This window comes from Nonomuraea montanisoli (assembly GCF_013363975.1).
GTDB lineage: Bacteria > Actinomycetota > Actinomycetes > Streptosporangiales > Streptosporangiaceae > Nonomuraea > Nonomuraea montanisoli.
Map to the genome: position 1 here is coordinate 428040 of NZ_JABWGN010000005.1, position 21544 is coordinate 449583.

Sequence of the window (21544 nt, forward strand, 5' to 3'; positions counted from 1 at the left end):
CCGGGGCCGGTGGGCGTCCCGGGGCCTGCGGTAGGGTCCCGGGACGCCCGCCGCGCCCGACCCAGGAAGGATCTCCGTGTCCGTTTCCGGCAAGCCGTGGAGCCAGGCGAAGGTGTGCGGATAAGCTGGACACCATTCCCGCTGGTCATGGGTGGCGACGGCATCGACTCGGCGACGGAGAGGCAGTGCCATGGCACGCCTGGTGATCGATATGGAGCGGCACGGCGACGTCGACGTGGTTCGCCTGACCGGTGAGCTGGACATGAGCTCCAAACATCTGCTGACCACGGCCCTGGCCGGGCCGCTGGCCGCGGAGCGGCCGCGGATCGTCCTCGACATGGCCGGGCTGCGCTTCTGCGACTCCAGCGGGTTGTGGCAGCTCATCGACAGCCAGCGCCGGGCAGAGAGCCGCGGCGGCGGCCTGCGCCTGGCCGGTGTGCGCGGCGTGCTGGCCCGGCTGCTGACCATCACGCAGCTCGTCGACCAGTTCCCGCCCTACGGCTCGCTGGAGGACGCCTGCCACTGGTCGTCCCTGCGCTGAACCCGCCCCCCATCGCTACGATGGCCGCTTGCCGATCTTGCGGGAGGACATCGTGACCGGACTCGGGGTGCTGGGCGTCCACGCCCATCCGGACGACGAGGCGATCTGGACGGGCGGCACGCTGGCCAGGTGCTCCGCCGAGGGGGCCAGGACCGCGGTCGTCACCTGCACCTGGGCGGAGGGCACCGTGCGGGCCGGCGAGCTGGAGCACTCGCTGGACATCCTGGGCGCGGGCAAGCCGCGGCTGCTGGGCTACGCCGACGCGCACAAACCCGAGTCGGCGCCGGGCGCCCCGCGCTTCCTGGACGTGCCGTTCGACGAGGCCGTGGGCCAGGTGGTGCGGCACATCAGGGAGTTCAGGCCCGACGTCGTGCTGACCTACGACGGGTACGGCTCCTACGGGCACCCCGACCACGTCCACGTGCACCGGGTCACCCTGGCGGCGGTGGAGGCGGCCGGGTACGACCAGCTCTATCCGGACATGGGCGAGCCCTGGTGGCCGCGGGCGCTCTACCTGTCGGTCATCCCCCGGTCGGTGGTGGTGTCGCACTGGCGGGCGGTCTTCGGCGCCGATCCCGAGCCGGGGCAGACGCTGCCCGGCGTGCCCGACGACCGGGTCACGACGACGCTCGACATCGCGCGGTGGGGCGAGCGCAAGCTGGCGGCCATGCACGCGCACCGGTCGGAGCTGGAGCGGGGCGCGTCGATGACCCTGCTGACCGCCCTGCCCGAGCAGGCGCGCGCCCAGCTCCTCGGCACCGAGTGGTACCGCCGCGTCGGCCACACCGGCCCGGCCGAGACCTCGCTCACCGCCTGACCGGGACTCCGTCGGCCCAGGTCGCGGCGGCGCAGGCCGACCCGTTCTTCGCCGACCGGAAGCGTGCGCCTCGGGCGCGTGGAGACCGGGCCCGCGGCGCGCCTCCCGCACCGCGGACCCGGTCGTCTGGGGCGGGGTCAGCCGGTCGGGAAGTTGTCCGGGGTGCGGATGCGGTCGCGCATGTACGCGCCCGACTGCGTCAGCACGGCCGTCCCCGTGTACGTGCCGCCCGAGCAGGTGCCGGGCCTGAAGGCGGCGCTGCTCTCGTCGGCGTCGGAGTAGGTCCAGTTCGCGTAGCTGATCTTGTACTGGTCCAGCAGGTTGAGCCACGTCGTCGTGCTGGCGAGGTCCACCGTGCCGCCTCCGGTGTAGGTGACCGTGCCGAACTCCGTGACGAACATCGGGATGCGCGTGGCCGCCCTGCTGAGCGCCGCCCGGTAGGTGTCGGTGTGGGAGGCGGCGTAGAAGTGGAACGTGTACATGATGTTGGCGGCGTTGACCGGGTTGTTGACGACCTCGCTCTCGTTGCCGCCCTCCGAGACGCCGAGCGACGACCAGCCGCGGGTGCCGACCAGGACGACGGCGTCGGGGTCGTTGGCGCGGATGACGGGGATGACCTGCTCGGCGTAGCTCTTGATGGTCGCCCAGCTCACCCCGTTGGGCTCGTTGGCGATCTCGTAGACGACGTTCTTCTTGGCGGCGTTGCGGGCCGCGACGGCGGCGAAGAAGGTCTTGGCCCGGTCGAGGTTGTACATCGGGTCGCCGGGCGTCAGCGTGTGGAAGTCGATCAGCGCGTACAGGCCGCGCGCCTCGGCCATGTCCACGAGGTTGTTGACCTGGGCGGTGAAGGCCGGCGGGTTGGTCTCGTAGCCGTCCTCCTGGACGTACATGGAGATCCGGAGCAGGTCGGCCTTCCAGTCGTTCGCCAGCGCGTCGAGGGAGGCGGTGTTGTAGCACTTGGCGAACCACTGCAGGCCGTGCGTGCTCATGCCGCGTAACTGGATGGGCCGGTTGTACTGGTTGCAGAGGTTGACGCCGCAGACCCGGAGCTGCCCGTTGATCCCCACCGGGGTGCCGTTGGTGGGCGGCGTCACGGTGGGCGTGGGGCCGGGGGTCGTGGAGCCGGTGCAGGTGACGCCGTTCAGGGTGAAGGAGGTCGGCGCCGGGTTGGCGCCCGTCCAGCTCCCGTTGAAGCCGATCGTGGTCGAGGCGTTGGTGGCGAGCGCGCCGTTGTAGCTCATGCTGCGCGCGGTCACGGCGGCGCCCGTCTGGCTGTACGTCGCCGACCAGCCCTGGACGACCTTCTGGCCGGAGTCCGGGAAGGTGAAGCCGAGCGTCCAGCCGTTGACCGGGTCACCGAGGTTCTTGATCGAGATGTTGGCGCTGAAGCCGCCCTGCCAGGTGCTGGCCGTGTAGGTGACGGCGCAGCCGGTGGCGGCCGCGGCGGTGACGGCGGGGCTGACCGCCACGCCGCCGAGGGTGAGCGCGGCGACGGCGCCGATCGCGAGAGCGGCACGTCCGCGGAGCGGGCGTGGGAGCAACGTCACGGTGGTGGCCTTTCGCGTCCGATGGGCCGGCGGGGGATCGCGCAGGCGTGCTGCGGAGGGGGTGCGCGCGATCCGGGGCAAGGTATCAACGGGGCCGGTCCGAGCTGTAGGAACGCGGGTCTCCCGGCTGCCTGGGGACGGGCGGCGCGGGAGGCGTTTGTCCTGTTCGGCGGGGTTTGCGGGGTGCCGCCGGTGGTTGAAAGTTTCAGGTCGACCGAAAATCTCCAACCGTTGAATTACACCATCGGTCAGCCTATGGTGGAGATCGTCACGTCAACGGCGACGACGAGGAGCGACATGCTGGAGGTCATCGGGGCGGGCCTGCCGCGTACCGGGACGTTGTCGACGAAGGCCGCGCTGGAGCGGCTGGGATTCGGCCCCTGCTACCACATGTTCGAGGTGATGACCCATCCCGACCACGTGGACCGGTGGCTCGCGGCCACCGCCGGCGAGGTCCACGGCCGGGAGGGGTGGGACAAGATGTTCGCCGGATACCGCTCGGCGACCGACTGGCCGGCCAGCCACTACTGGCGCGAGCTGGCCGAGACCTATCCGGACGCCAAGGTGGTGCTCACCGTGCGCGACCCGCGCTCGTGGTACCCCAGCATCAACATGCTCATGTCCGGGCCCGCCGCCTCCGTGATGGCCCGCGACGGCCGGTCCCTGGAGGATCTGCCCGAGCAGGCCCGCGCGATCTTCGCGGGCATGGTCCGGATGCGGCCGGCCCTGGAGGCGATCGGGCGGTGCTACTTCGGCCCCGACTGGAGCTCCGGGCACGGCGTGCCCAGCGAGGAGCTGGCCGTCGAGGCGTTCGAGCGGCACGTGGCCGCCGTCAAGGCCGGCATCCCGGCGGAGCGGCTGCTCGTCTTCGACGTACGCGAGGGGTGGGGGCCGCTGTGCGCCTTCCTCGGCGTCGAGGCCCCCACCGAGCCGTTCCCCCGCCTGAACGACACCGACTCGATGCGGCAGAACTTCGAGCGACTGCTGCAGGGTGAGTCGTTCACCGTTCCGCCGCCTCGCTGACCGCGTCCTCCTGGGCCTGGTCCGGGCGACGGGAGCGGAGCAGGCTCGCCGTGACCGCGGTGACGAGGATCGCGGCGACCACTCCCAGCGAGAGCGCCGTCGGGATCTTGTAGACGTCCAGGAGCAGCATCTTCACGCCCACCCAGACCAGCACCAGCGCCAGGCCCAGCTTGAGGTAGGTGAAGCGGTGCATCAGGCCGGCGAGCATGAAGTACATCGCCCGCAGGCCGAGGATGGCGAAGGCGTTGGAGGTGAAGACCAGGAACGGCTCCGAGGTGACCGCGAAGACGGCCGGGATCGAGTCCACCGCGAACACGATGTCGCTGACCTCGACCAGCACGAGCACCGCGAGCAGCGGCGTGGCCACCCAGCGGCCGCCCTGGCGCACCAGGAACCGCTGGCCGTGGTAGTCGTCGGTGACGGGGACCAGACGGCGGAACAGGCGCAGTGTCCTGCTGCTGCCCGGGTCCACGCTCTCGTCGCGGTGACGGGCCATCCGGATCCCGGTCAGCACCAGGAAGGCGCCGAACACGTACAGGATCCACGAGAAGCTCGCGATCAGCACGGAGCCGGCGGCGATGAACACGCCGCGGAACACCAGCGCGCCCAGCACCCCGAAGAACAGCACGCGGTGCTGGTAGCGCGCCGGGACCGCGAAGTAGCCGAAGATGATGGCGAAGACGAAGACGTTGTCGACCGCCAGCGACTTCTCGATGAGATAGCCGGCGTAGTACTGCCCGGCGAGCTCGCCTCCCCACAGCCACCAGACCACGGCGCCGAAGCCCAGGCCGAGCGCGATCCACAGCGCCGACCAGAGGGCGGCCTCGCGCACGCCGACCGCGTGCGCGCGCCGATGGGAGAACAGGTCGATCGCGAGCATCACCGCGATCACGCCCAGCACGGCAGGCCAGGCCCAGAAGGGGACGTCCAACGAGATACCTCCGGTCCGATATCGTCGGCCGGAGGTCTCCCCGCCCTCCCGCGGCGCTCGCGCGCGGGACGGCGTCAGGACCGGGCGGGCCTCGGGGCTCGCCGTACTGACGACCCTGACGGTTTCGGGTACTCCCCTCCGCTCCCTAGGGTACGAAAGGGATCCCTATCATCAAAATCCCCCATAAGGGGACGCCCGCGACTCAGCGGCCCGCCGCGACCCGGCGCACGGCGGCCACGATGTCGGTGTTGGGCAGCCCCTTCAGGAGGTACTCGGTGACGCCGGCGCGCCGCATCTCCTCGACGGACCCGGCGTCGCCGTAGGCCGAGAACGCCATGACGCGGGTGCCCGGGCAGCGGTCGCGGATCACGCGGGCGGCGTGGGCGCCGCCACCGCCGGGCATGCGGACGTCGAGGATGGCGACGCGCGGCGTGTGGCGCTCGGCCAGGGCGATGGCCTCCTCGGCGTCACCGGCGACGGCGACCACGCTGAGGTCGGGCTCGGCCTGGAGCACCTCGCTGAGCACGTCACGGATCATCGGCTCGTCGTCACCGATGAGGACGGTCAGCAGCTCCTTCACGGTTTCCCGGTCGTGCCGCGCGTTCACCCGCGGACACCCTCACCGCCAGCGGCCAGAGCCGGCACCCAGAACTCCACCGTCGTGCCCTCGCCCGGGCGGCCGCGGATGCTCCACCAGCCGCCCGCCATCTCGGCGCGCTCGCGCATCTCGATGAGGCCGAAGTGGTCGGGCGTCGCGAGGATGCCGAGCGGGTCGCCGACGCCGACACCGTCGTCGGCCACCCGCACCAGAACACCGTGGCCGCTGGACGACAAGGACACGTTCACCGCCTTCGCCTGCGCATGCTTGCGGACATTGGTCAGCGCCTCCTGACATATCCGAAATATCGTGATCGCTGTCTCGGAGGGCGGCTCCCGGTCGAGCTCGTGGCACAGCTCGTACGCCAGCCCCGCGCCGGTCACCACCTGGTCCAGGTACGAGGTCAGCCCCTCCACCAGCCCGTCGCGGTCGAGGCCGGGCGGCCGGAGCCGGAAGGTGAGATCGCGCAGCCGGCGGATCGCCGCGGACACGGTCTCGTTGAGCCGCCGGGCCGCCGAGGCGCTCGGCCCCTCCAGCCGGTCGGCGAGCAGTTGCAGGCGCATCCCGACGGCCACCATGGACTGGATCGTGTCGTCGTGGACGTCCCAGGCGATGCGGCGCCGCTCCATCTCCTGGGCATGGACCAGATGGGTCAGCAGCCTGCTCCGCTCGTCCAGGGCGCGTTCGGCGGTGCGCCGCTCGGTCATGTCGCGGGTCACCTTGCCGAAGCCGCGCAACCGGCCGGTCCCGTCGAACAGCGCGGTGATGATCACATTGGCCCAGAACCGCGTGCCGTCGGCGCGGACCCGCCACCCCTCGTCCTCCAGCCGCCCCTCCGCCACGGCCACCTCCAGCTCGCGAGCCGGCTTGCCCGACGCCACGTCCTCCGGCGGATAGAACACCGAGAAATGCTGCCCGATGATCTCCTGCGCGCGGTAGCCCTTGATGCGCTCCGCACCCGCGTTCCAGCTCGCGATCCGGCCCTCCGGATCCAGCATGAAGATCGCGTAATCGACGACGCTCTGCACGAGCAGCCGGAAGCGCTCCTCGCTCTCCCCCAGGGTGCGCTCGGCGGCGCGCCGCTCGGTCATCTCGCGGGTCACGTTGCCGAAGCCACGCAGCCGGCCCGTGTCGTCACGCAGGGCCGTGACGACCACATTGGCCCAGAACCGCGTGCCGTCGGCGCGGACCCGCCACCCCTCGTCCTCCAGCCGCCCCTCCGCCACGACCGTCTCCAGCTCGCGAGCCGGCTTGCCCGACGCCACGTCCTCCGGCGGATAGAACACCGAGAAATGCCGCCCGATGATCTCCTGCGCGCGGTAGCCCTCGATGCGCTCCGCACCCGCGTTCCAGCTCACGACCCGGCCCTCCGGATCCAGCATGAAGATCGCGTAATCGACGACACCCTGCACCAGCAGCTGGTGGTCGGCCTGGATGATCTCTCGGGGGCTCTCGTCGGACATAGTGCAGCTTCGCACGTCCGGCTGTCAGTTGGCCCAACTCGGGGCGGGAATCGCGGCCAGCTCGCACCAGACGACCTTGCCGCCGTCGTGCGACTGGGAGCCCCAGCGGCTGGAGAGCCGGTCGATGACGTTGAGCCCCCAGCCGCTCCTCGGGCCCGGCTCGCGCGGCTCGGGCATCCGGGAGCTGGAGTCGCGGACCTCGATGCGCACGCGGGTGGGCCCGGCGACCAGGTGGAGCACCGGCGCGCCCGCGCCGTGGACGAGCGCGTTGGTCACGAGCTCGGAGACGATGAGCAGCGCGTCGTCGTACGGTCCCGTGTAGCCGCTCTCGGTGAGCGCCTGCCGCGTCAGGTCACGGGCCAGCGTGATGCTGTCGAGCTCCTCCGGTAGGTGGTGCTCGACCGTATACACCGAACCCTCAGTGCCCATCCTCTCAGTTTCGCCTGCATACGGCCGCGCGGCGAGACTCACCGGCTTCATCCCGTCTAGTGCATGTGCATCAGTCTCATGAGTCGGCATGGGCGTCAGTCGACCAGCCCCTCCCGGCGGGCGATCGCCACCGCCTCCAGCTTCGACCCGGCGCCCAGCTTCTCCAGGACCCGCTGGATGTGGTTGCGCGCGGTGTTGTGCGCCACGCCGAGCCGTTCGCTGATCAGCGCCGTGCTGGCCCCGTCCGCCAGCAGGAGCAGCGTCTCCATCTCCCGCGCGGTCAGCTCGGCGCCCGCGGGCTTGGCCCGGCCGGTGAGCCGGTCGAGCACCCCGGCCAGCAGGTCCGGCGCGAACACCACCCCGCCCGCGGCCACCTGCCGGACCGCCGACTCCAGCTCGTGCAGCGCCGCCGACTTCAGCACCAGACCCGCCCCGCCCGCCTCGGCGACCCGGGTGGCCGAGGCCGAGGTCCCCTCACCGGTCAGCACCAGCACCCGCGTCCGCGGCGCGGCGGTCGTGAGCCGGCCGATCGCGGAGATCCCGTCGCCGTCCGGCAGCCGCCGGTCCAGCAGCACCACGTCCGGCTGGAGGCGCTCCGTGTCGGCCACCGCCGTCTCGATCGACCCGGAGCGCGCCAGGACCTCCACGTCAGGGGTGCGGTCGAGCGCCAGCCCGAGCGCCTCGGCCACCATGTCGTGGTCCTCGACCAGCAGCAACCGGATCAACGGCGACTCTTCGGGCGGAGGCTCTCCGGGCGGGGACTCGCCGGGGGGTGGTGACATCACGGGAATCCTCACGACGACGATGCGCGGACGACGATGCCGGCGTGCCCATTCTCCCGCGTCCCTCACCTCCCAGTCACGTCGGGTGTCACGACGGTGACAACCGGACGCGCGTCCACACCTCCGTCAGGCGACCCCCTCCAGGCGGGTGAGGCAGCCGCTGATGGCCACGGGGTTCCTGATCAGGTTGAGGATGGGGCAGACCCGCTCCACCTCGGCGTGCAGCCGCGCCAGGTCCTCGTCGGAGGCGGGCGAGGACAGCCGCACCTCGTAGCGGAAGTCGTACGGGTGGACGGGCACGCCTTCGGCCTCCGGGCTGTCCGGGGCCTGGGCGCGCGGGTCGTACTGGGCCTGGACGTCCACGTCGAGCGAGTCGAGCGGGATCTCCAGCTCCGCCGCCTTGATGAGGAAGATGTGGGTGACACAGCTCCCGAGCACCCCCGCCTGCAGCTCGGGCGAGCCCGGGCCGAGGCCGTAGCCCGCGAGGTCGGGGCCGCTGTCGCTGATGATCTGGAAGTCCCTGATCCTGATGCGGCGCACGCCGCTGCGGCCCTCGGCGGTGACGTGGGCGTGCAGCGGCACGGGTCCGCTCGACGGGGCCGCGCGCCGGGCGAGCAGCGCCTCGCGCTTGTGGGACAGGTATGCGCGCAGAGTGGTCATGTCCGGATTCCTGCCTAGGAGAGGGTGACGGGGCCGTGCGGGGTGTCGAGGTGCGCGCGCAGCGCCGGCTCGGGCCCCTCGGTGACCTCCAGCTCGGCCTCCACCGCCGCCAGGTCCTTCCGTACGGACTCCGGGTCGGGATGGGACGCGGCGAACGACGCCAGACCGAGCCGCGGCAGACCCGAGGCCGCCGGGTGCGGCGTCCGGCCCCAGTCGATGAGGAACGGCACCAGGCGCACCTCCGCCGGGTCGGCCCGCCGGGTGAGCACCCAGTCGAGCCGCACGCCGTCCGGCCGGATCCGGGACAGCGGCGCCACCTCCCCCGGGTCGTAGCCGCGCTCCCGCGCCCGCCGTACCCGCGTCCCCAGGTCGCTCCCCCGCACCGCCCAGGCGGCCAGCCTGGGCGTCGTGAGCGTCTCCAGCCCGAACGCCCGGGGCCGCGCGTCGGGGCCGGCCTCCGGGTCGGGACCGATGATCTCCAGGTACGCACCGGGGCCGAAGCCGACGAGGTAGTTGGCCGTGCCGCCCGGGTGGCTGCCGCCGGGGACGGGCCGCACGCCCGTCCGTCCGGCGAACTCCTCGACCCCGGCGAGCAGGTCGGGCACGGCGTAGACCAGGTGGTCCAGTTCGAGACGGGTCATCTTCGTCATTCCTTCCCAGCGGGAGTCTCGGGTGCGGTCGGCTCGCCCAGCGAGAGCATCAGCCGGTTGGCCCAGTTGAAGAACGCCGCCGCGTGCAGCGCGTCGCTGATCGCGAGGTCGTCCAGGCCGGCGGCGCGCAGCGCTTCGAGATGGTCGCCGGTCAGCGCCGGCGGCGTGGCCGCGAGCGCCACGGACGCGTCCACGATCGCCCGCCAAAGCTGGTCCTGCGGCGCGCCGACCCCCTCGTCCAGCAGCCGCCGGACGTCGTCGGGCCGCTTGCCGTAGTGCTCGGCGAAGCGGGCGTGCACGGAGGCGCAGAACACGCAGCCGTTGCGGCGGGAGGTGGCGGTGGCCGCCAGCTCGCGCTCGGCGCGCGGCAGGCCGCCGTCGGCGTTGTGGAAGACGTCGAGGTCGGTCTTGGTGCGCGCGTGCAGGACGGCGGGGTCGCGGGCGAGCAGCCGGAAGTACGGCGAGGCGGCGCGGGCCCGGTCGACCAGCGCCTCGCGGTGGGCTTCGGTCAGCTCGGCCTCGGCGAGCGGCTCCACCCACGGCTCCCAGCCGAGCCGGTCCGTGGTGAAGGCGAGTGGTGCGGCGGTCAAGGACGAGGTCCCTTCTGGGCGGTACGGAGGAGGCGCAGCCCGGCGACGACCCGGATCTGGAAGGTGAGGAACGACACGAGCTGGGAGAGCGTGACGACGCCGGTCGTGCTCCAGCCCGCGCGGGCCAGCGCCCGCAGCGCCTCCGGGTCCGCTTCGCGCGGCCGGAAGACGAGCAGGTGCGCGTGCTCCAGCGCGGCGGCGAGCCGGTCGCCGAGCGCGGCGCGGTCGCCCACGCGATGGACGGGGCCGGGGACGCTCTCGCCGGCCAGCGGGCCCTCCGGGTAGATCCCGTACGGTCCCGTGGTGGCGGCGGCCTTCACCTCGGCCGACACCACCGCCGCCAGGTCGGGGGCGTGGGCGGCCAGCAGGTCGTCGTAGTGCCGGGCGGACTCGGGGTCGCGGTGCAGCCCGGCGACGAACGCCGCCACCGCGTACCGCTCCACCAGGCTCACCTCCCCCGCGCCGCCGCCTCCCGGGTCGCTGCCGGTGGCCTGTGGGAAGAGGGCGAGGTAGCCGCGCTGGGCGTGCTCCCGGGCGTCCGGGCGGCGGCGCCGGAGCCGGTCGAGCGGTGAGCCTGGGTCGATGCCCGCCAGCCGGTCGATGATGTCGGTGCTCATGTCCTGCTCAGTTCGGTAGGGGATGCGGTGGGGGGCTGGGGCGTCCAGCCGAGCGCGGGGGCGACCTCGGTCGCGAGCAGCTCGATCGAGCGCAGGATCCGCGGGTGCGGCGGATCGACGGAATGGACCTGGAAGACCAGGTCGGTGACCCGGTCGAGCGTGGGGTCGGCGCGCAGGCTCGCGATCACGTCGTCGGGCGTGCCCACGTGGACGTCGAACGCGGCGATCAGCCGCTCGACGCCGCCGTCCGCCGGCACCGGGAAGCCGCCGAGCTCGAAGTGCCGCACGGCCCGCGCCAGGCCCGCCTCCGCGTGCCGCAGCGCCTCCTCGCGCGTGTCGGCCACGAACGCCGTGCGCGAGGCCACGATCCTGGGCGTCGCCCCGGCCGGCAGGTGCTCGTAGTAGGCGTCCACGATGGGCCGCTGGATCTCGGCCAGCGTCAGGTCGGGCGCGTCCTTGGGGCGCGGCTGGGTGCGCGACAGCATGAGGCCGTTGCCGGCCCGCCCGGCGCGCTCGCCCCCGCCGACCGAGAACGTGGCCTCCCAGACGGCGTCGAGCAGCCGCGGCGCGGCCGGGTGGAGGCGGTTGCCGCCGCCGAGATCGCCGCCCGACCAGGCGTTGACCAGCACCGCGAGGTGGTCGGCGTACAGGGCGGCGCGCTCGGAACTGTCGCGGCCGAACGCGGCGAACGACGACGGCGTGCCACCGCTGCCCACGCCGACCTCCAGCCGGCCGCCGGAGAGCTGGTCGAGCACGGCGGTGTCCTCGGCCACCCGTACCGGGTGCTCCAGGGGCAGCGTGATGATGCCGGTGCCCAGGCGGATGCGGCTGGTCCGGGCCGCGACGTGGGCGAGGAACACGAGCGGGGCTGGCAGGCCGCCCTCGGTCTCGCTGAAGTGGTGCTGGGCGACCCAGGCGGTGTCGAAGCCGTGGCGTTCGGCGTGCGCGATCTGCTCGGCGGCCAGGCGGTAGCGCTCGGCGGGCGGGGCGTCGTCGAGGAGCCGGGTGAAGAACCCCAGGCGGCGGCCGGTCATCGGGTGACCTCCTGCCTGGCCTGCTCGGCCCGCGTGACCTGCCCGGCCCGCGTGGTTCGTGCCGTCGTGCCCGGCACCGCGGCGAGCAGTGCCCGGGTGTAGGCGTGGCCGGGGCTCTCGAAGAGCTGCCGGGTCGTTCCGGATTCCACGATGCGTCCTTTGCTCATGACGGAGACGGTGTGCGAGATCTGCCGCACCACCGCCAGGTCGTGCGAGATGAACAGGTAGGTGAGCCCGAGGTCGCGTTGCAGCTCCCCGAGCAGGTCGAGGATCTGCGCCTGCACGCTGACGTCGAGGGCGGAGACCGCCTCGTCGAGCACCACGACCCGGGGGCCGGGCACGAGCGCGCGGGCGATGGCGACGCGCTGCCGCTGGCCGCCGGACAGCTCGCGGGGTCTGCGGCCGAGCAGGGCGGCGGGCAGCGCGACCCGGTCGAGCAGGTCGCGCACGCGCTCGCGGCGGGCCGGCCGGTCGCCGAGCCCGAAGTTGCGCAGCGGCTCCTCGACGATGTCGGCGATGCTCTGCCGGGGGTCGAGCGAGCCGTACGGGTTCTGGTAGACGAGCTGGACGTCCCGGCGCAGGGCCCGCAGCCGCGCGCCGCGCAGCCCGGCCGTCTCGACGCCGCCGATGGCGACCGACCCCGACGTGGGCTCGGCGAGCCGCATGACCATGCGGGCCGTGGTGGTCTTGCCCGAGCCCGACTCGCCGACGAGCGCGTGGGTGGTGCCGCGCGGCACCTCGAACGAGACCCCGTCCACGGCGCGGAACGGCCGCCCGCCGGCGCGGTACTCCTTGACCAGGTCGCGCACCACGACGGCCGCTTCGCGCGGCCCGTCCTCGACTCCTGACGCGCGCGTGGAGACCGGGACGGCCCGAGGGGTCCGGGCGTCCCGAGCGGTCTCCGCGGTCGCGGAGGTCTCGGCGGTCGCGGAGGTCTCGGCGGTCGCGGAGGTCGGGGCGAACAGGAGCTCCGGTGCCCGGAGCGCCGGGGCGTCGCGCAGCAGCCGGGCCGTGTACGCGGCCTGGGGCGCGTCGAGCACGGCCCGGGTGGCGCCCCGCTCCTCGATGCGGCCGTCCTTCATCACGACCAGCCGGTCGGAGCGGTCCATCGCCACGCCCAGGTCGTGGGTGACGAGCAGGACAGCCGTGCCCGACTCGGCGCGCAGGTCGTCGATGAGGTCGAGGATGCGCCGCTGCACGGTCACGTCCAGGGCGCTGGTGGGCTCGTCGGCGATGACGAGCCGGGGTTCGAGGGCGACGGCGACGGCGATCAGCACGCGCTGGCGCATGCCGCCGGACAGCTCGTGCGGGTACTGCCGGGCCCGTACCTCGGGATCGGGAAGGCCGACCCGCTCCAGCAGCTCGACGACCCGGCGGGTGATCGTGCGCCGGTCGCCGCGCCGGTGGATGCGCAGCGCCTCGCCGATCTGGACGCCGACGGGCTTGACCGGGTTGAGGGAGTTGGCCGGGTCCTGCGGGACCAGGCCGATCTGGGCGCCGCGCACCGTCTGGAGCCGGCGCTGCGACCAGCCGGCGATGTCGGCGCCGCCGAGCAGGATCTCCCCGCCGTCCAGGCGTCCGTTCGGCGGGAGCAGGCCGATGACGGCCTGGGCCGTGGTGGTCTTGCCGGAGCCGGACTCCCCGACGACGGCGACCACCTCGCCGGGCTCCACGGTGAACGACACCCCGTGGACCGCCGGGCGGGCGTGCGGCCTGCCCCAGCGGCCCCGCCTCGCGTACGACACGGTGAGGTCGCGTACCTCCAGCAGGCTCATCCGTCCTCCCTCCCGATGGACCGGCTGATCCGGCTGGCGGCGAGCACGACCGCCACCACCACCGTTCCCGGCAGCGTGGTCAGCCACCATGCCGTGGCCAGGTAGTTGCGCCCCTCGGAGATGAGCAGCCCCCACTCCGGCGTGGGCGGCTCGGCGCCGTACCCGAGGAAGCCGAGCGTCGAGATGGCCAGGATCGCGACGCCGAACTGGAGGGCGGCCAGCGCGACGACCGGGACGAGCGAGTTGGGCAGCACGTGCCGCCACAGCACCGCCGCGAACCGCCCGCCGCTGCCGAACGCCGCCTCCACGTAGTCGGTGCGCCGGACCCGGACCACCTCCGAACGCGCCAGCCGGGCGAACGCGGCGACGGATCCCACCCCGACGGCGACGGCCACGTTCACCGTGCCGGGGCCGAGCAGGATGATGACCGTGAGCGCGAGGAGCAGCCCCGGCACCGACAGCAGCACGTCCACGACGCGCATGACGATCTCGTCCAGCGCCCCGCGCACCGAGCCCGCGACCAGGCCGAGCAGGGTGCCGAGCACCAGGCCGACCGCGACGGCGACGAACGCCCCCGACAGCGAGTGGACGGCTCCGTGCACCACCCGGGCGAACAGGTCGCGGCCCACGGCGTCGGTGCCGAACAGGTGGCCCGGGCCGGGGGCGCGCAGCTTCTCCGCCGGAACGCCGGAGATGGGGTCGTACCCGGTGAACACGCCGGGCACGAGCGCCCACAGGGCGACGAGCACGATCAGCGCCCACGACAGGATCACGCCGGGCCTCACGCGGCGACCCTCCTCAGCCTGGGGTCGAGCACCGGGTACAGCAGGTCCACGACCAGGTTGACCAGCACGAACACCGTCGCGGCGAGCACGACGACCGCCAGCAGCACCGGCGTGTCCTGGGCGTTGACCGCCTGCTCGGTGAGCCGGCCGACGCCGTTGCGGCCGAAGACCGTCTCGGTCACCACCGACCCGGCGATGAGCTCGCCGAACGTCAGCCCGGCGACGGTCAGCGTCGGCGGGAGGGCGTTGCGCGCCACGTGCCGCCACAGGATCCACCCCGATGAGGCCCCCTTGGCGGCGACGACGGGCACGAACGGCTGTGCCCGCACCTGGTCGAGGCTGCGCGCGAGGATCTGCGCGATGGGCGCGGAGATGGGCACGGCCAGCGTCAGCACCGGCAGCAGGAGCTGCTGGACCTCGCTGCCGCCGATCACCGGCACCAGCCGCAGCCGGAAGGAGAACACCTGGATGAGCACGATGCCGAGCCAGAACGCCGGCACCGAGACGAACAGCGACGGCACCGCCTGGAGCGCCCCCCGGATCCACTTCAGCCGGGTGTGGCAGGAGGCGAACGCAACGGCCACGGCGATCAGCACGGCCAGCGCGAACGCCGCCCCCGCCAGCTTCGCGGTGGCCGGGAGCCCCTCGGCCAGCCGCTCGGCCACGGGGGTGCCCGTGTCGATGGAGTAGCCGAAGTCGCCCCGCAGGAAGCCGAGCAGCGTGTGCAGGTAGGCGCCGGGGCCGTCCGTGCCGTAGTAGGAGCGGATCTCGGCGATCTGCTCCGGCGACAGGCCGAGCTCGGGGTTCTGGAACTTGATGAGGATGGCGTCGCCGGGCAGGAGCTGGAGGAGGACGTATCCGGCGGTGAAGGCGGCCCACAGGACGAGCGCCGCCTGCCCGGCCCGCGACAGGAGGTATCTGGCGGATCCGCTCATGACTTCCAGACCGAGTAGAAGCTGGGCCGGGCCACCGCCTCGAAGGCGACGCCGTGGACGTTCGGGGCCACGCCGTACACCTGCGGCTCCTCGAACAGCGGGATCGCGTACGCCTGGTCCACCACGTACCGCTGGATCTCGGCGACCTTGGCGTTGCGCGCGGCCTCGTCGGGCAGGGCCGACTCCTCCTCCAGCAGCCGGTCCAGCTTGTCGTCGTTCGACAGGATGACGTCGCGGTTCTTCGTGTGGAAGTGGCTCTTGATGACGTCCTGGTCGGCGCGGCCGACCATGGAGTGGGCGATGGCGGTCTTCTCGGCGTTCTTGATGTCCACGGCCTGGGTGCCGGCGTCGGCGGGGCGGATCTCCAGCTTGACGCCGAGCTTGGCCCACTGCTGGCCGACCAGTTCGAGGGTCTGCTTGGACAGCGGCTGGGGGCCGGAGACGAAGACGCCGAGCTGGAGCTTGGCGCCGTCCTTCTCGCGGACGCCGTCGGCGCCCTTCGCCCAGCCGGCCTCGTCGAGCAGCTTCGCGGCGGCCTCGGGGTCGTGGGCGAGCTCCTTGGACAGGTCGACGTAGCCCTGCGCGAGGTGGCTGAGCACGGAGGTGGCGACCGGGTAGCTCGGGGTGAACAGGGTGTCGACGACCTCCTTGGCGTTCGTGCCCTTCTGCAGGGCCCGGCGGACCTTGACGTCCTTCAGGATGCTGTTGGCCGGGCGCAGGTAGAGGCCGTTGTTGACGCCCCGGGTGGGCTCGGCGTAGATCGTGAATCCGGCGTCCTTGACGGTCTGCTCGTCGTAGGCCTGCACGTAGCGGACGTAGTCGGCCTGGCCGGAGGTGAGCGCGCCGACGCGGACGTTGTCCTCCGGCGTGACGATGATCTTGATCTTGTCGAGGTACGCGCGGCCCTGGTGCTCACTGGACTTCGGCGCCCAGTCGTAGTCCTTGCGGGCGGCCAGGTCGATCTCCTTGTCCACGACCTGGTTCGCGACCGTGAACGGGCCGGAGCCGACGACGTTCTTGAGCTGACACTGCTCCTCGTACGGCAGGGAGATCGTCTTCTTCGACACCAGGCCGGCGCCGATGACGGAGGTGCCCTGGAGGAAGCCGGGCGAGGGCTTGTCGAAGTGGAAGCGCACGGTGTTCCGGTCGACGACCTCGCTGCGCTCGTAGTTGTTGACGAACTCGGCGACGGGCAGCTTCAGCTTGGGGTCGCCCTTGCCGTACACGTCGAAGTTGGCGGCGACCGCGTCGGCGTCGAGGGGCGTGCCGTCGCTGAAGGTGACGCCGTCGCGCAGGTGGAAGGTGTAGAGCGTGGCGTCCTTGTTCACCTCCCAGGAGGTGGCGATCCACGGCTCGATCTTCAGCGTCTCGGGGTTCTGCCAGGTCAGCTTGTCGGTGAGCTGGTTGAGGACGCCGCCGTTCGGATAGAAGCCGGCGGCCGGCAGGTAGAGGCACGTGGGCGCCTGGTGTTCGAGGTAGGTCAGCGTCCCCCCGTACACCGGCTTGCCGGCGGCCGCCGCGCCGGCGGCCGGAGCCGTCCCGCCGCCGCCACAGGCGCTGAGCAGGCAGGCGGCGGCGGCGACGGCCAGGGACGCGAGGACGGGACGGGGTGCGGACGATGACATGGGGATGCCCTTCATGGAACAGGGAAGCCTGTGTGGCGTAAAAACCATATATACCTACTTGATTTGTAGGCAATATGGGGTCGCATGCTGAGACGTTGCTAGCATCCGGCCATGCCCTATCGCCTCATGGCCGCCATCGGGGAGTTCGACCGGCTCAGAAGCGTTGCCGGGCTCGTCGCCCCGCTTGAGCAGCGCCTGGGGCTGGTCCCTCTCAGCCGGTCTCTCGTCGAGGAGTTGGGCGGCCCGGCACCCACGCGGAACCCCCATCCGTCACAGGAGCGGCCCTTCTCCTTGCTGTCCCCCGGCTTCGACCAGGTGTTGGGCGAATGGTCGCGCGGCGGGCCGGTGGCCTTGGTGGAGGCGGACTTCCACGGCGGTCACGGGTACCAGTCCGCCAGGGTGTGGCGGGCCGGCGCCGGGGTGTGGGGCCCGGCGCACACGTGGGACTTCGGCGGCCCACGGCAGGGCTGGCCGATCAACGCGGCCCTCGCCCTCCTCGGCGCGGTTCCCGGCGGCGACCGCGACCTGTTCCTGACCGTGGGGCTCGGTCGCGAGAGCGACGAGGACGGGTGGGCGTGGCTCGCCACGCGCGCCGCATGGGCGGGGACCTACGACGAGTGGTACGAGGAGCGCGAGAGGGAGCGCGAGGAGACGGCTCGCGCCGCCCGGGAGGCGGACGGACACCGGCGGCGGACTGACGTCCCGGTGGTCCTGGACGGCGGCGCCGTCATGGACGTGCTCGGCCTCCCTCCGGGACCGATGGTGGGCGCCGCCATCCGTCACCTCCAGGACGTCCACGCCGAACGGGGCCTCACGTCGCGCGAGGAGGCCGTACGAGAACTGCGCGCCTGGGCCGCCGCGCAGCGGACCGACGCCTGACCGTCAGGCCCACCAGGCGGGCGGGCCCGCACCCTCGTCGGGTTCTGCGTCGTCGTCGGGTTCGGCGTCGTCGTCGGGCAGGTCGTACCAGTGGACGTCGCCGGGGAACTCCTCCGGCTCGTTCGGACCCTGGGCGGGGGCCGGTCTGGTGCTGGTCACGGAGGACTCCTCCAGGAGAGGCGCGCCGGTACGCCCGGCGTGAGGAAGCAGGACAGGGTAACCCGGATCAGGCCGCCAGGAGGCGACGGGACGATCGCGGCGGTGAAGGGCGTCAGGAGGCGGCCAGGCGGTCGCGTCCGTGGGCGCGGTCATCGGCGGGTCGCAGGAAATAGCCGGCCCGGCGAAGCGGCCGGTCAGTGGCCTTCGCCGGGCGGGGTCAGGGCGGTGGACGGCAGCGGGATCGCGGGGAACGGGTTGTCGGGCAGCAGGATCACCCGGCGCGCCCGGGCGGCCTGTCCGGCGGCGTCGAGATGCAGCAGCGCCGCGCCGACGCCGGCGGCGCCGACCATGTAGCCCGTGTCGGCGCTGACCTCCTCCGGCCGCAACCGCCGGTACGCCTGGTACCACCGGTAGCCGTGGCCGTCGTGGTCGGTGGCGCGGCCGATGAGGTTGCCGGCCAGCGTGCGGGCGTAGTCGAGGTGCGCCACGCGCCCGGTCGCCGCCCAGAGGCCCACGAACAGCTCGATCAGCCCGGCGGCCCCGCAGCACTGGCAGGCCACGTTCCAGTAGCCCTCGGTCTGCCGGTACGGCACGCCGCTGCTCGTGATGCCGCGCGCCAGGCGCTCGACCCATTCGAGGTCGCGCGGGTCGCCGGCCACCTGGTGCAGTTCGTGGAACATGCGCGCCACCCCGGCAGAGCCCGAACAGAAGCCCAGGTAGTGCAGCCCCCTGGCGTGCGGCACGTGGTGCGGCACGACCGCGCAGTCGCCGCTCACGATGCTGACCTCGCGCACGAAGTCGGCGCCGCTGCGGGCGGCCCGCAGGAAGCGGTCGTCGCCGCTGACCCCGTACAGGCGGGCCAGCAGGAACGCCGTGCCGGCCGTACCGGCGAGGAATCCCGGCGTGACGGCGTCCACCGGCAGGTCGGCGCAGTCGCCGAAGCGATGGCCGGGCACCGGCAGCCGGGCGATGCGCAGGCCCGCCTCGACGGCGAACTCCTCGTAGGCCGGCACGCCCAGGTGGGCGGCGGCGCGCAGCAGGCCGAGCACGATGCCGCCGTCACCGCGCTGCGCCGGGTCGGGCGACCAGCCCGCCTCGCCGTCGGCGGTGCGTCCCCGGCTGACGATCAGGTCGGCGATGGCCCTCGCCTCGGCCTCGAAACTGGCCTCACCCAGCGCCCATCCGGCCTCCATGAGTGCGATCATGACGCCGGTCAGGCCATGGTAGAGAGAGAGCTCGCCCTGGTCACGCCAGGTGGCGGCGAGGCGCCGGGCCCCGGCCCGGGCGTCGTCGAGGTACGCCTCGTGACCGGTGGCGGCGGCAAGTTCCAGGAAGAACAGCACGATGCCCGCGCCGCCCGAGTAGAGCGACCAGGGCTCCTCGGGGGTGGCCGCCGGTCGCCCGCGAGGGTCGGGGTTCGCGCGCCAGTAGCGCCCGTGCTCGTCGTCGACCGCCGCCGACCTGATCCACCTGCCGGCCAGGATCGCGGCGGTCAGCGGGGATTCCGCGCGGGCGCTCGGCGAACGGGTCCTGTCCAGACTCATGACTAGATTATCCCACACATTTGGTAGGAAAATAAGGATTACTTGGCACTGGAGGGAAGGAAGGACGAGGACGATGCCGCTGCCCCACTTCCTGGTGATCGGCGCCCCCAAGGCCGGCACGACGGCCCTGCACGCCGCGCTCCAGCAACACCCCCGGCTCCACCTGTCCCAGGTGAAGGAGCCCAAGTTCTTCCTCACCGACGGGCCGCCTCCCACCCGTGGCGGCCCCGGCGACGCGCCCACCTACCGGGAGCACGTCTGGCGCAGGCCGGACTACGAGGCCCTGTTCGCCGACGCGCCGACGGGCGCCCTGCTCGGCGAGGCCACCCCGTTCTACCTGTACGACCTCGACGCGCAGCGGCGCATCCACGCCCTCATCCCGCACGCGAAGCTCATCGCCATCCTGCGCGACCCGGTCGAGCGGGCCCACTCCAACTGGACCCACCTGTGGTCGGCCGGGCTCGAACCGATCGGCGACGTGGTGCGGGCCTGCGCCGACGAGCGCCGCCGCATCGCGGCCGGATGGGCGCACTTCTGGCACTACGTCGGACTCGGCCGCTACGGCCAGCAGCTCGCACACCTGTACACCCTCTTCCCTCGCGACCAGGTCCTCGTCTTCCGTTACCGCGATCTCGTGGACCGGCCCGCCGACACTCTGGACCGCATCTGCGGGTTCCTCGGGGTCGAGCGGGGCCTGCTCACCGAGGTACCCCGGGAGAACGTGACCGCTCATCCCGAGGAGGGCGGACGGCAGCGCCTGCTGTCGGTGACGGCCCGGGCGGCGCGCGTCCTGCCCCATGGGCTGGAGCGGGCGCTGAACCACCGCCTGGAGCACCTGCTCCAGCGCCACGGCAATCCGCGCCGCCCGCTCACCTGGGAGCAGCGGCGGGCCCTGATCCCGTACTTCGCCGAGGACGTCGAGCTGCTGCAACGAGTGACGGGGGCCGACTTCAGCGACTGGCTGCAGCCCCGGGAACGATCGGGCGGCCTGGTGGGCGCCCGCCCGCCGGGCCAGCGCCAGTCCCGCAACGGCCGCCCGAAGCCGCTCTGAGCCTCTGTCCGGGGCCGGGCCCGCGCCTCGACGGGGAGGCGCGGGCTCAGGCCGGGCGGAGCTCCGTGCGCAGCTCGTGGCTGCCGTCCGCGCAGGTGTACTCGTAGAACAGCCGCACCCCGCCCTCCGGCAGGTCCACCACGTCCAGGTAGCGCAGCCCGCCGCCCCCGTGCGGAGAGGAGGCGGCGGGGGCGTCGCCCAGCGGCGTCAGAGCCGCGGGGTCGGCGCCGAAGGCGACCCCGGTGCGCTCCTCGTAGTTCTCCGCGGCGCTGGCCCGGCCGTCGTAGAAGGCGAGCACTCCGGCCGGCGTGAAACGCACGGCGCTCACCCGCGTGCCGCGCGAGTCCCAAACGCCGGGACGGCCGCTCAGGGCCGTGCCCTGCCAGGTCCAGGTGAGGCCGTCGGCGCTGGTCGCGTAGTCGGTGACCATCTGGTCGGCCTCGTCCGGGTCGGCAAGGGGGTGGCAGGACGCCCACAGGTGCCAGGTGCCGCCCCGCCGGACGATGACCGGGTCCTTGACGCCCGTCTTCGGGTCGCCGGGCAGGACGGTGACGCGCCCGGCCGGGTCGAAGGAGGCGGGGTCGTCCGCTTCGAGGACCTCGACCCGCCAGTGCTTGGTGCCGTGCGTGGCGCAGCTCAGGTAGAGCCGCCAGCGCCCGTCGGGCAGGCGTACGAGCGTGGGACGCTCCAGCGACTCGGCGTCCATCTCCTCGCGCGTGATCGTCAGCAGCGGCTCGAAGCGCTCGCCGTCAGAGGAGCGGGCCACGACGACGGCATGGCCGCGCCCCTCACCGATGGGCCGGCGCAGCCGGTACGCGAGATGGACCACCCCGTCGTGCGCCACCGCGCTGGGGGCGCCGACCCAGTGCCCGGCACCGGGGGCCTCGGGCACGATCGCGGCGACCGAATGCTCAGGGGACGGAAGGAACGCCTCCACGGCGGGGACGTTCCCCTCTTCGATCAGCATGGGCACGAGGGTAGGCGGCGGGACCGGGAGCTTCATGCAGATTCGCCCTTCATTGGCGTCGAGATCAAGATCCTTGACTAATCCATATATTCCCTATTGCTTTCATGGGAAATATAACGCATCATCGAGGTCGCTGACGGGA

Annotated in this window: 23 protein-coding genes; 5 read left to right on the forward strand and 18 right to left on the reverse strand. The window is 72.7% G+C overall.

Features of this window, described 5'->3' with window-relative positions:
• Positions 1 to 190: 190 nt before the first annotated feature.
• A complete protein-coding gene (locus HTZ77_RS14620; RefSeq protein WP_175590093.1) occupies positions 191 to 541 on the forward strand; it encodes an STAS domain-containing protein in 351 nt (116 codons plus the stop codon).
• 28 nt (positions 542 to 569) lie between these two features.
• Entirely contained in the window at positions 570 to 1358 is a 789-nt protein-coding gene (locus HTZ77_RS14625) for a PIG-L family deacetylase (RefSeq protein WP_205302624.1), read from the forward strand.
• Positions 1359 to 1495: 137 nt separating this feature from the next.
• On the opposite strand, the gene HTZ77_RS14630 is transcribed toward HTZ77_RS14625, so the two are convergent.
• Positions 1496 to 2905: a cellulase family glycosylhydrolase gene (locus HTZ77_RS14630; protein ID WP_175590094.1), complete on the reverse strand. Its 1410-nt coding sequence runs from the start codon at positions 2903 to 2905 to the stop codon at positions 1496 to 1498.
• Positions 2906 to 3202: 297 nt separating this feature from the next.
• Between HTZ77_RS14630 and HTZ77_RS14635 the strand changes: the two genes are divergently transcribed.
• The gene (locus HTZ77_RS14635; protein ID WP_235994665.1) at positions 3203 to 3928 is read left to right on the forward strand and encodes a sulfotransferase family protein; all 726 of its coding nucleotides are present in this window, start codon (positions 3203 to 3205) and stop codon (positions 3926 to 3928) included.
• Here HTZ77_RS14635 and HTZ77_RS14640 read toward each other — a convergent pair.
• From HTZ77_RS14640 to HTZ77_RS14705, 14 genes are all read right to left on the reverse strand, one after another.
• Positions 3906 to 4859, reverse strand: coding sequence for a TerC family protein (locus HTZ77_RS14640; protein WP_175590095.1), 954 nt, complete (start codon positions 4857 to 4859; stop codon positions 3906 to 3908). The genes HTZ77_RS14635 and HTZ77_RS14640 overlap by 23 nt on opposite strands.
• 202 nt (positions 4860 to 5061) lie before the next feature.
• Positions 5062 to 5466 (reverse strand): response regulator, encoded by a 405-nt coding sequence (locus HTZ77_RS14645; RefSeq protein ID WP_205302625.1) that lies wholly within the window; start codon positions 5464 to 5466, stop codon positions 5062 to 5064.
• Positions 5463 to 6920, reverse strand: a complete 1458-nt coding sequence (locus tag HTZ77_RS14650; protein ID WP_175590096.1) for a PAS domain-containing sensor histidine kinase — start codon at positions 6918 to 6920, stop codon at positions 5463 to 5465. The genes HTZ77_RS14645 and HTZ77_RS14650 overlap by 4 nt, the downstream gene beginning before the upstream one ends.
• Positions 6921 to 6944: 24 nt before the next feature.
• Positions 6945 to 7349 carry an ATP-binding protein gene (locus HTZ77_RS14655; RefSeq protein ID WP_175590097.1) on the reverse strand — a complete coding sequence of 135 codons (405 nt, stop codon included), beginning with the start codon at positions 7347 to 7349 and terminating at the stop codon, positions 6945 to 6947.
• Positions 7350 to 7444: 95 nt separating this feature from the next.
• Entirely contained in the window at positions 7445 to 8074 is a 630-nt protein-coding gene (locus tag HTZ77_RS14660) for a response regulator transcription factor (protein WP_235994666.1), read from the reverse strand.
• A gap of 183 nt (positions 8075 to 8257) precedes the next feature.
• Positions 8258 to 8791: an OsmC family protein gene (locus tag HTZ77_RS14665; RefSeq protein WP_175590099.1), complete on the reverse strand. Its 534-nt coding sequence runs from the start codon at positions 8789 to 8791 to the stop codon at positions 8258 to 8260.
• 14 nt (positions 8792 to 8805) lie between these two features.
• Entirely contained in the window at positions 8806 to 9432 is a 627-nt protein-coding gene (locus tag HTZ77_RS14670) for a VOC family protein (protein WP_205302626.1), read from the reverse strand.
• Between the two features lie 5 nt (positions 9433 to 9437).
• Positions 9438 to 10031 (reverse strand): alkylhydroperoxidase domain protein, encoded by a 594-nt coding sequence (locus HTZ77_RS46155; protein ID WP_175590101.1) that lies wholly within the window; start codon positions 10029 to 10031, stop codon positions 9438 to 9440.
• Complete coding sequence (locus HTZ77_RS46160) at positions 10028 to 10648, reverse strand: CMD domain protein (RefSeq protein ID WP_175590102.1); 621 nt, start codon at positions 10646 to 10648, stop codon at positions 10028 to 10030. Before HTZ77_RS46160 ends, HTZ77_RS46155 begins: the two co-directional genes overlap by 4 nt.
• Positions 10645 to 11682 (reverse strand): putative FMN-dependent luciferase-like monooxygenase, encoded by a 1038-nt coding sequence (locus HTZ77_RS14685; RefSeq protein WP_175590103.1) that lies wholly within the window; start codon positions 11680 to 11682, stop codon positions 10645 to 10647. The genes HTZ77_RS46160 and HTZ77_RS14685 overlap by 4 nt, the downstream gene beginning before the upstream one ends.
• A complete protein-coding gene (locus tag HTZ77_RS14690; protein WP_175590104.1) occupies positions 11679 to 13457 on the reverse strand; it encodes a dipeptide ABC transporter ATP-binding protein in 1779 nt (592 codons plus the stop codon). The genes HTZ77_RS14685 and HTZ77_RS14690 overlap by 4 nt, the downstream gene beginning before the upstream one ends.
• Positions 13454 to 14242: an ABC transporter permease gene (locus HTZ77_RS14695; protein ID WP_175590105.1), complete on the reverse strand. Its 789-nt coding sequence runs from the start codon at positions 14240 to 14242 to the stop codon at positions 13454 to 13456. Before HTZ77_RS14695 ends, HTZ77_RS14690 begins: the two co-directional genes overlap by 4 nt.
• Positions 14239 to 15177 carry an ABC transporter permease gene (locus HTZ77_RS14700; RefSeq protein ID WP_175590106.1) on the reverse strand — a complete coding sequence of 313 codons (939 nt, stop codon included), beginning with the start codon at positions 15175 to 15177 and terminating at the stop codon, positions 14239 to 14241. Before HTZ77_RS14700 ends, HTZ77_RS14695 begins: the two co-directional genes overlap by 4 nt.
• A complete protein-coding gene (locus HTZ77_RS14705; protein WP_175590107.1) occupies positions 15174 to 16802 on the reverse strand; it encodes a TIGR04028 family ABC transporter substrate-binding protein in 1629 nt (542 codons plus the stop codon). Before HTZ77_RS14705 ends, HTZ77_RS14700 begins: the two co-directional genes overlap by 4 nt.
• Positions 16803 to 16913: 111 nt before the next feature.
• Between HTZ77_RS14705 and HTZ77_RS14710 the strand changes: the two genes are divergently transcribed.
• Positions 16914 to 17681 (forward strand): hypothetical protein, encoded by a 768-nt coding sequence (locus HTZ77_RS14710; protein WP_205302627.1) that lies wholly within the window; start codon positions 16914 to 16916, stop codon positions 17679 to 17681.
• 3 nt (positions 17682 to 17684) lie between these two features.
• On the opposite strand, the gene HTZ77_RS14715 is transcribed toward HTZ77_RS14710, so the two are convergent.
• Positions 17685 to 17840 carry a hypothetical protein gene (locus HTZ77_RS14715; RefSeq protein ID WP_175590108.1) on the reverse strand — a complete coding sequence of 52 codons (156 nt, stop codon included), beginning with the start codon at positions 17838 to 17840 and terminating at the stop codon, positions 17685 to 17687.
• Between the two features lie 194 nt (positions 17841 to 18034).
• Positions 18035 to 19384, reverse strand: a complete 1350-nt coding sequence (locus tag HTZ77_RS14720; protein ID WP_175590109.1) for a lanthionine synthetase LanC family protein — start codon at positions 19382 to 19384, stop codon at positions 18035 to 18037.
• Between the two features lie 73 nt (positions 19385 to 19457).
• On the opposite strand from HTZ77_RS14720, the gene HTZ77_RS14725 reads away from it, so the two are divergent.
• Entirely contained in the window at positions 19458 to 20435 is a 978-nt protein-coding gene (locus HTZ77_RS14725; protein WP_175590110.1) for a sulfotransferase family protein, read from the forward strand.
• A 46-nt stretch (positions 20436 to 20481) separates the two neighbouring features.
• Here HTZ77_RS14725 and HTZ77_RS14730 read toward each other — a convergent pair whose 3' ends face one another.
• Positions 20482 to 21402 (reverse strand): glycoside hydrolase family protein, encoded by a 921-nt coding sequence (locus HTZ77_RS14730; protein ID WP_175590111.1) that lies wholly within the window; start codon positions 21400 to 21402, stop codon positions 20482 to 20484.
• Positions 21403 to 21544: the final 142 nt, after the last annotated feature.

What these genes read in the sequence shown, in the direction of transcription:
- HTZ77_RS14620 (WP_175590093.1), top strand. Translation starts at nt 191, where the DNA reads ATGGCACGCCTGGTGATCGATATGGAGCGGCACGGCGACGTCGACGTG.
- HTZ77_RS14635 (WP_235994665.1), top strand. Translation starts at nt 3,203, where the DNA reads ATGCTGGAGGTCATCGGGGCGGGCCTGCCGCGTACCGGGACGTTGTCG.
- HTZ77_RS14650 (WP_175590096.1), bottom strand. Translation starts at nt 6,920, where the DNA reads ATGTCCGACGAGAGCCCCCGAGAGATCATCCAGGCCGACCACCAGCTG.
- HTZ77_RS14655 (WP_175590097.1), bottom strand. Translation starts at nt 7,349, where the DNA reads ATGGGCACTGAGGGTTCGGTGTATACGGTCGAGCACCACCTACCGGAG.
- HTZ77_RS14665 (WP_175590099.1), bottom strand. Translation starts at nt 8,791, where the DNA reads ATGACCACTCTGCGCGCATACCTGTCCCACAAGCGCGAGGCGCTGCTC.
- HTZ77_RS14670 (WP_205302626.1), bottom strand. Translation starts at nt 9,432, where the DNA reads ATGACCCGTCTCGAACTGGACCACCTGGTCTACGCCGTGCCCGACCTG.
- HTZ77_RS46160 (WP_175590102.1), bottom strand. Translation starts at nt 10,648, where the DNA reads ATGAGCACCGACATCATCGACCGGCTGGCGGGCATCGACCCAGGCTCA.
- HTZ77_RS14685 (WP_175590103.1), bottom strand. Translation starts at nt 11,682, where the DNA reads ATGACCGGCCGCCGCCTGGGGTTCTTCACCCGGCTCCTCGACGACGCC.
- HTZ77_RS14690 (WP_175590104.1), bottom strand. Translation starts at nt 13,457, where the DNA reads ATGAGCCTGCTGGAGGTACGCGACCTCACCGTGTCGTACGCGAGGCGG.
- HTZ77_RS14700 (WP_175590106.1), bottom strand. Translation starts at nt 15,177, where the DNA reads ATGAGCGGATCCGCCAGATACCTCCTGTCGCGGGCCGGGCAGGCGGCG.
- HTZ77_RS14705 (WP_175590107.1), bottom strand. Translation starts at nt 16,802, where the DNA reads ATGTCATCGTCCGCACCCCGTCCCGTCCTCGCGTCCCTGGCCGTCGCC.
- HTZ77_RS14710 (WP_205302627.1), top strand. Translation starts at nt 16,914, where the DNA reads ATGCCCTATCGCCTCATGGCCGCCATCGGGGAGTTCGACCGGCTCAGA.
- HTZ77_RS14720 (WP_175590109.1), bottom strand. Translation starts at nt 19,384, where the DNA reads ATGAGTCTGGACAGGACCCGTTCGCCGAGCGCCCGCGCGGAATCCCCG.
- HTZ77_RS14725 (WP_175590110.1), top strand. Translation starts at nt 19,458, where the DNA reads ATGCCGCTGCCCCACTTCCTGGTGATCGGCGCCCCCAAGGCCGGCACG.
- HTZ77_RS14730 (WP_175590111.1), bottom strand. Translation starts at nt 21,402, where the DNA reads ATGCTGATCGAAGAGGGGAACGTCCCCGCCGTGGAGGCGTTCCTTCCG.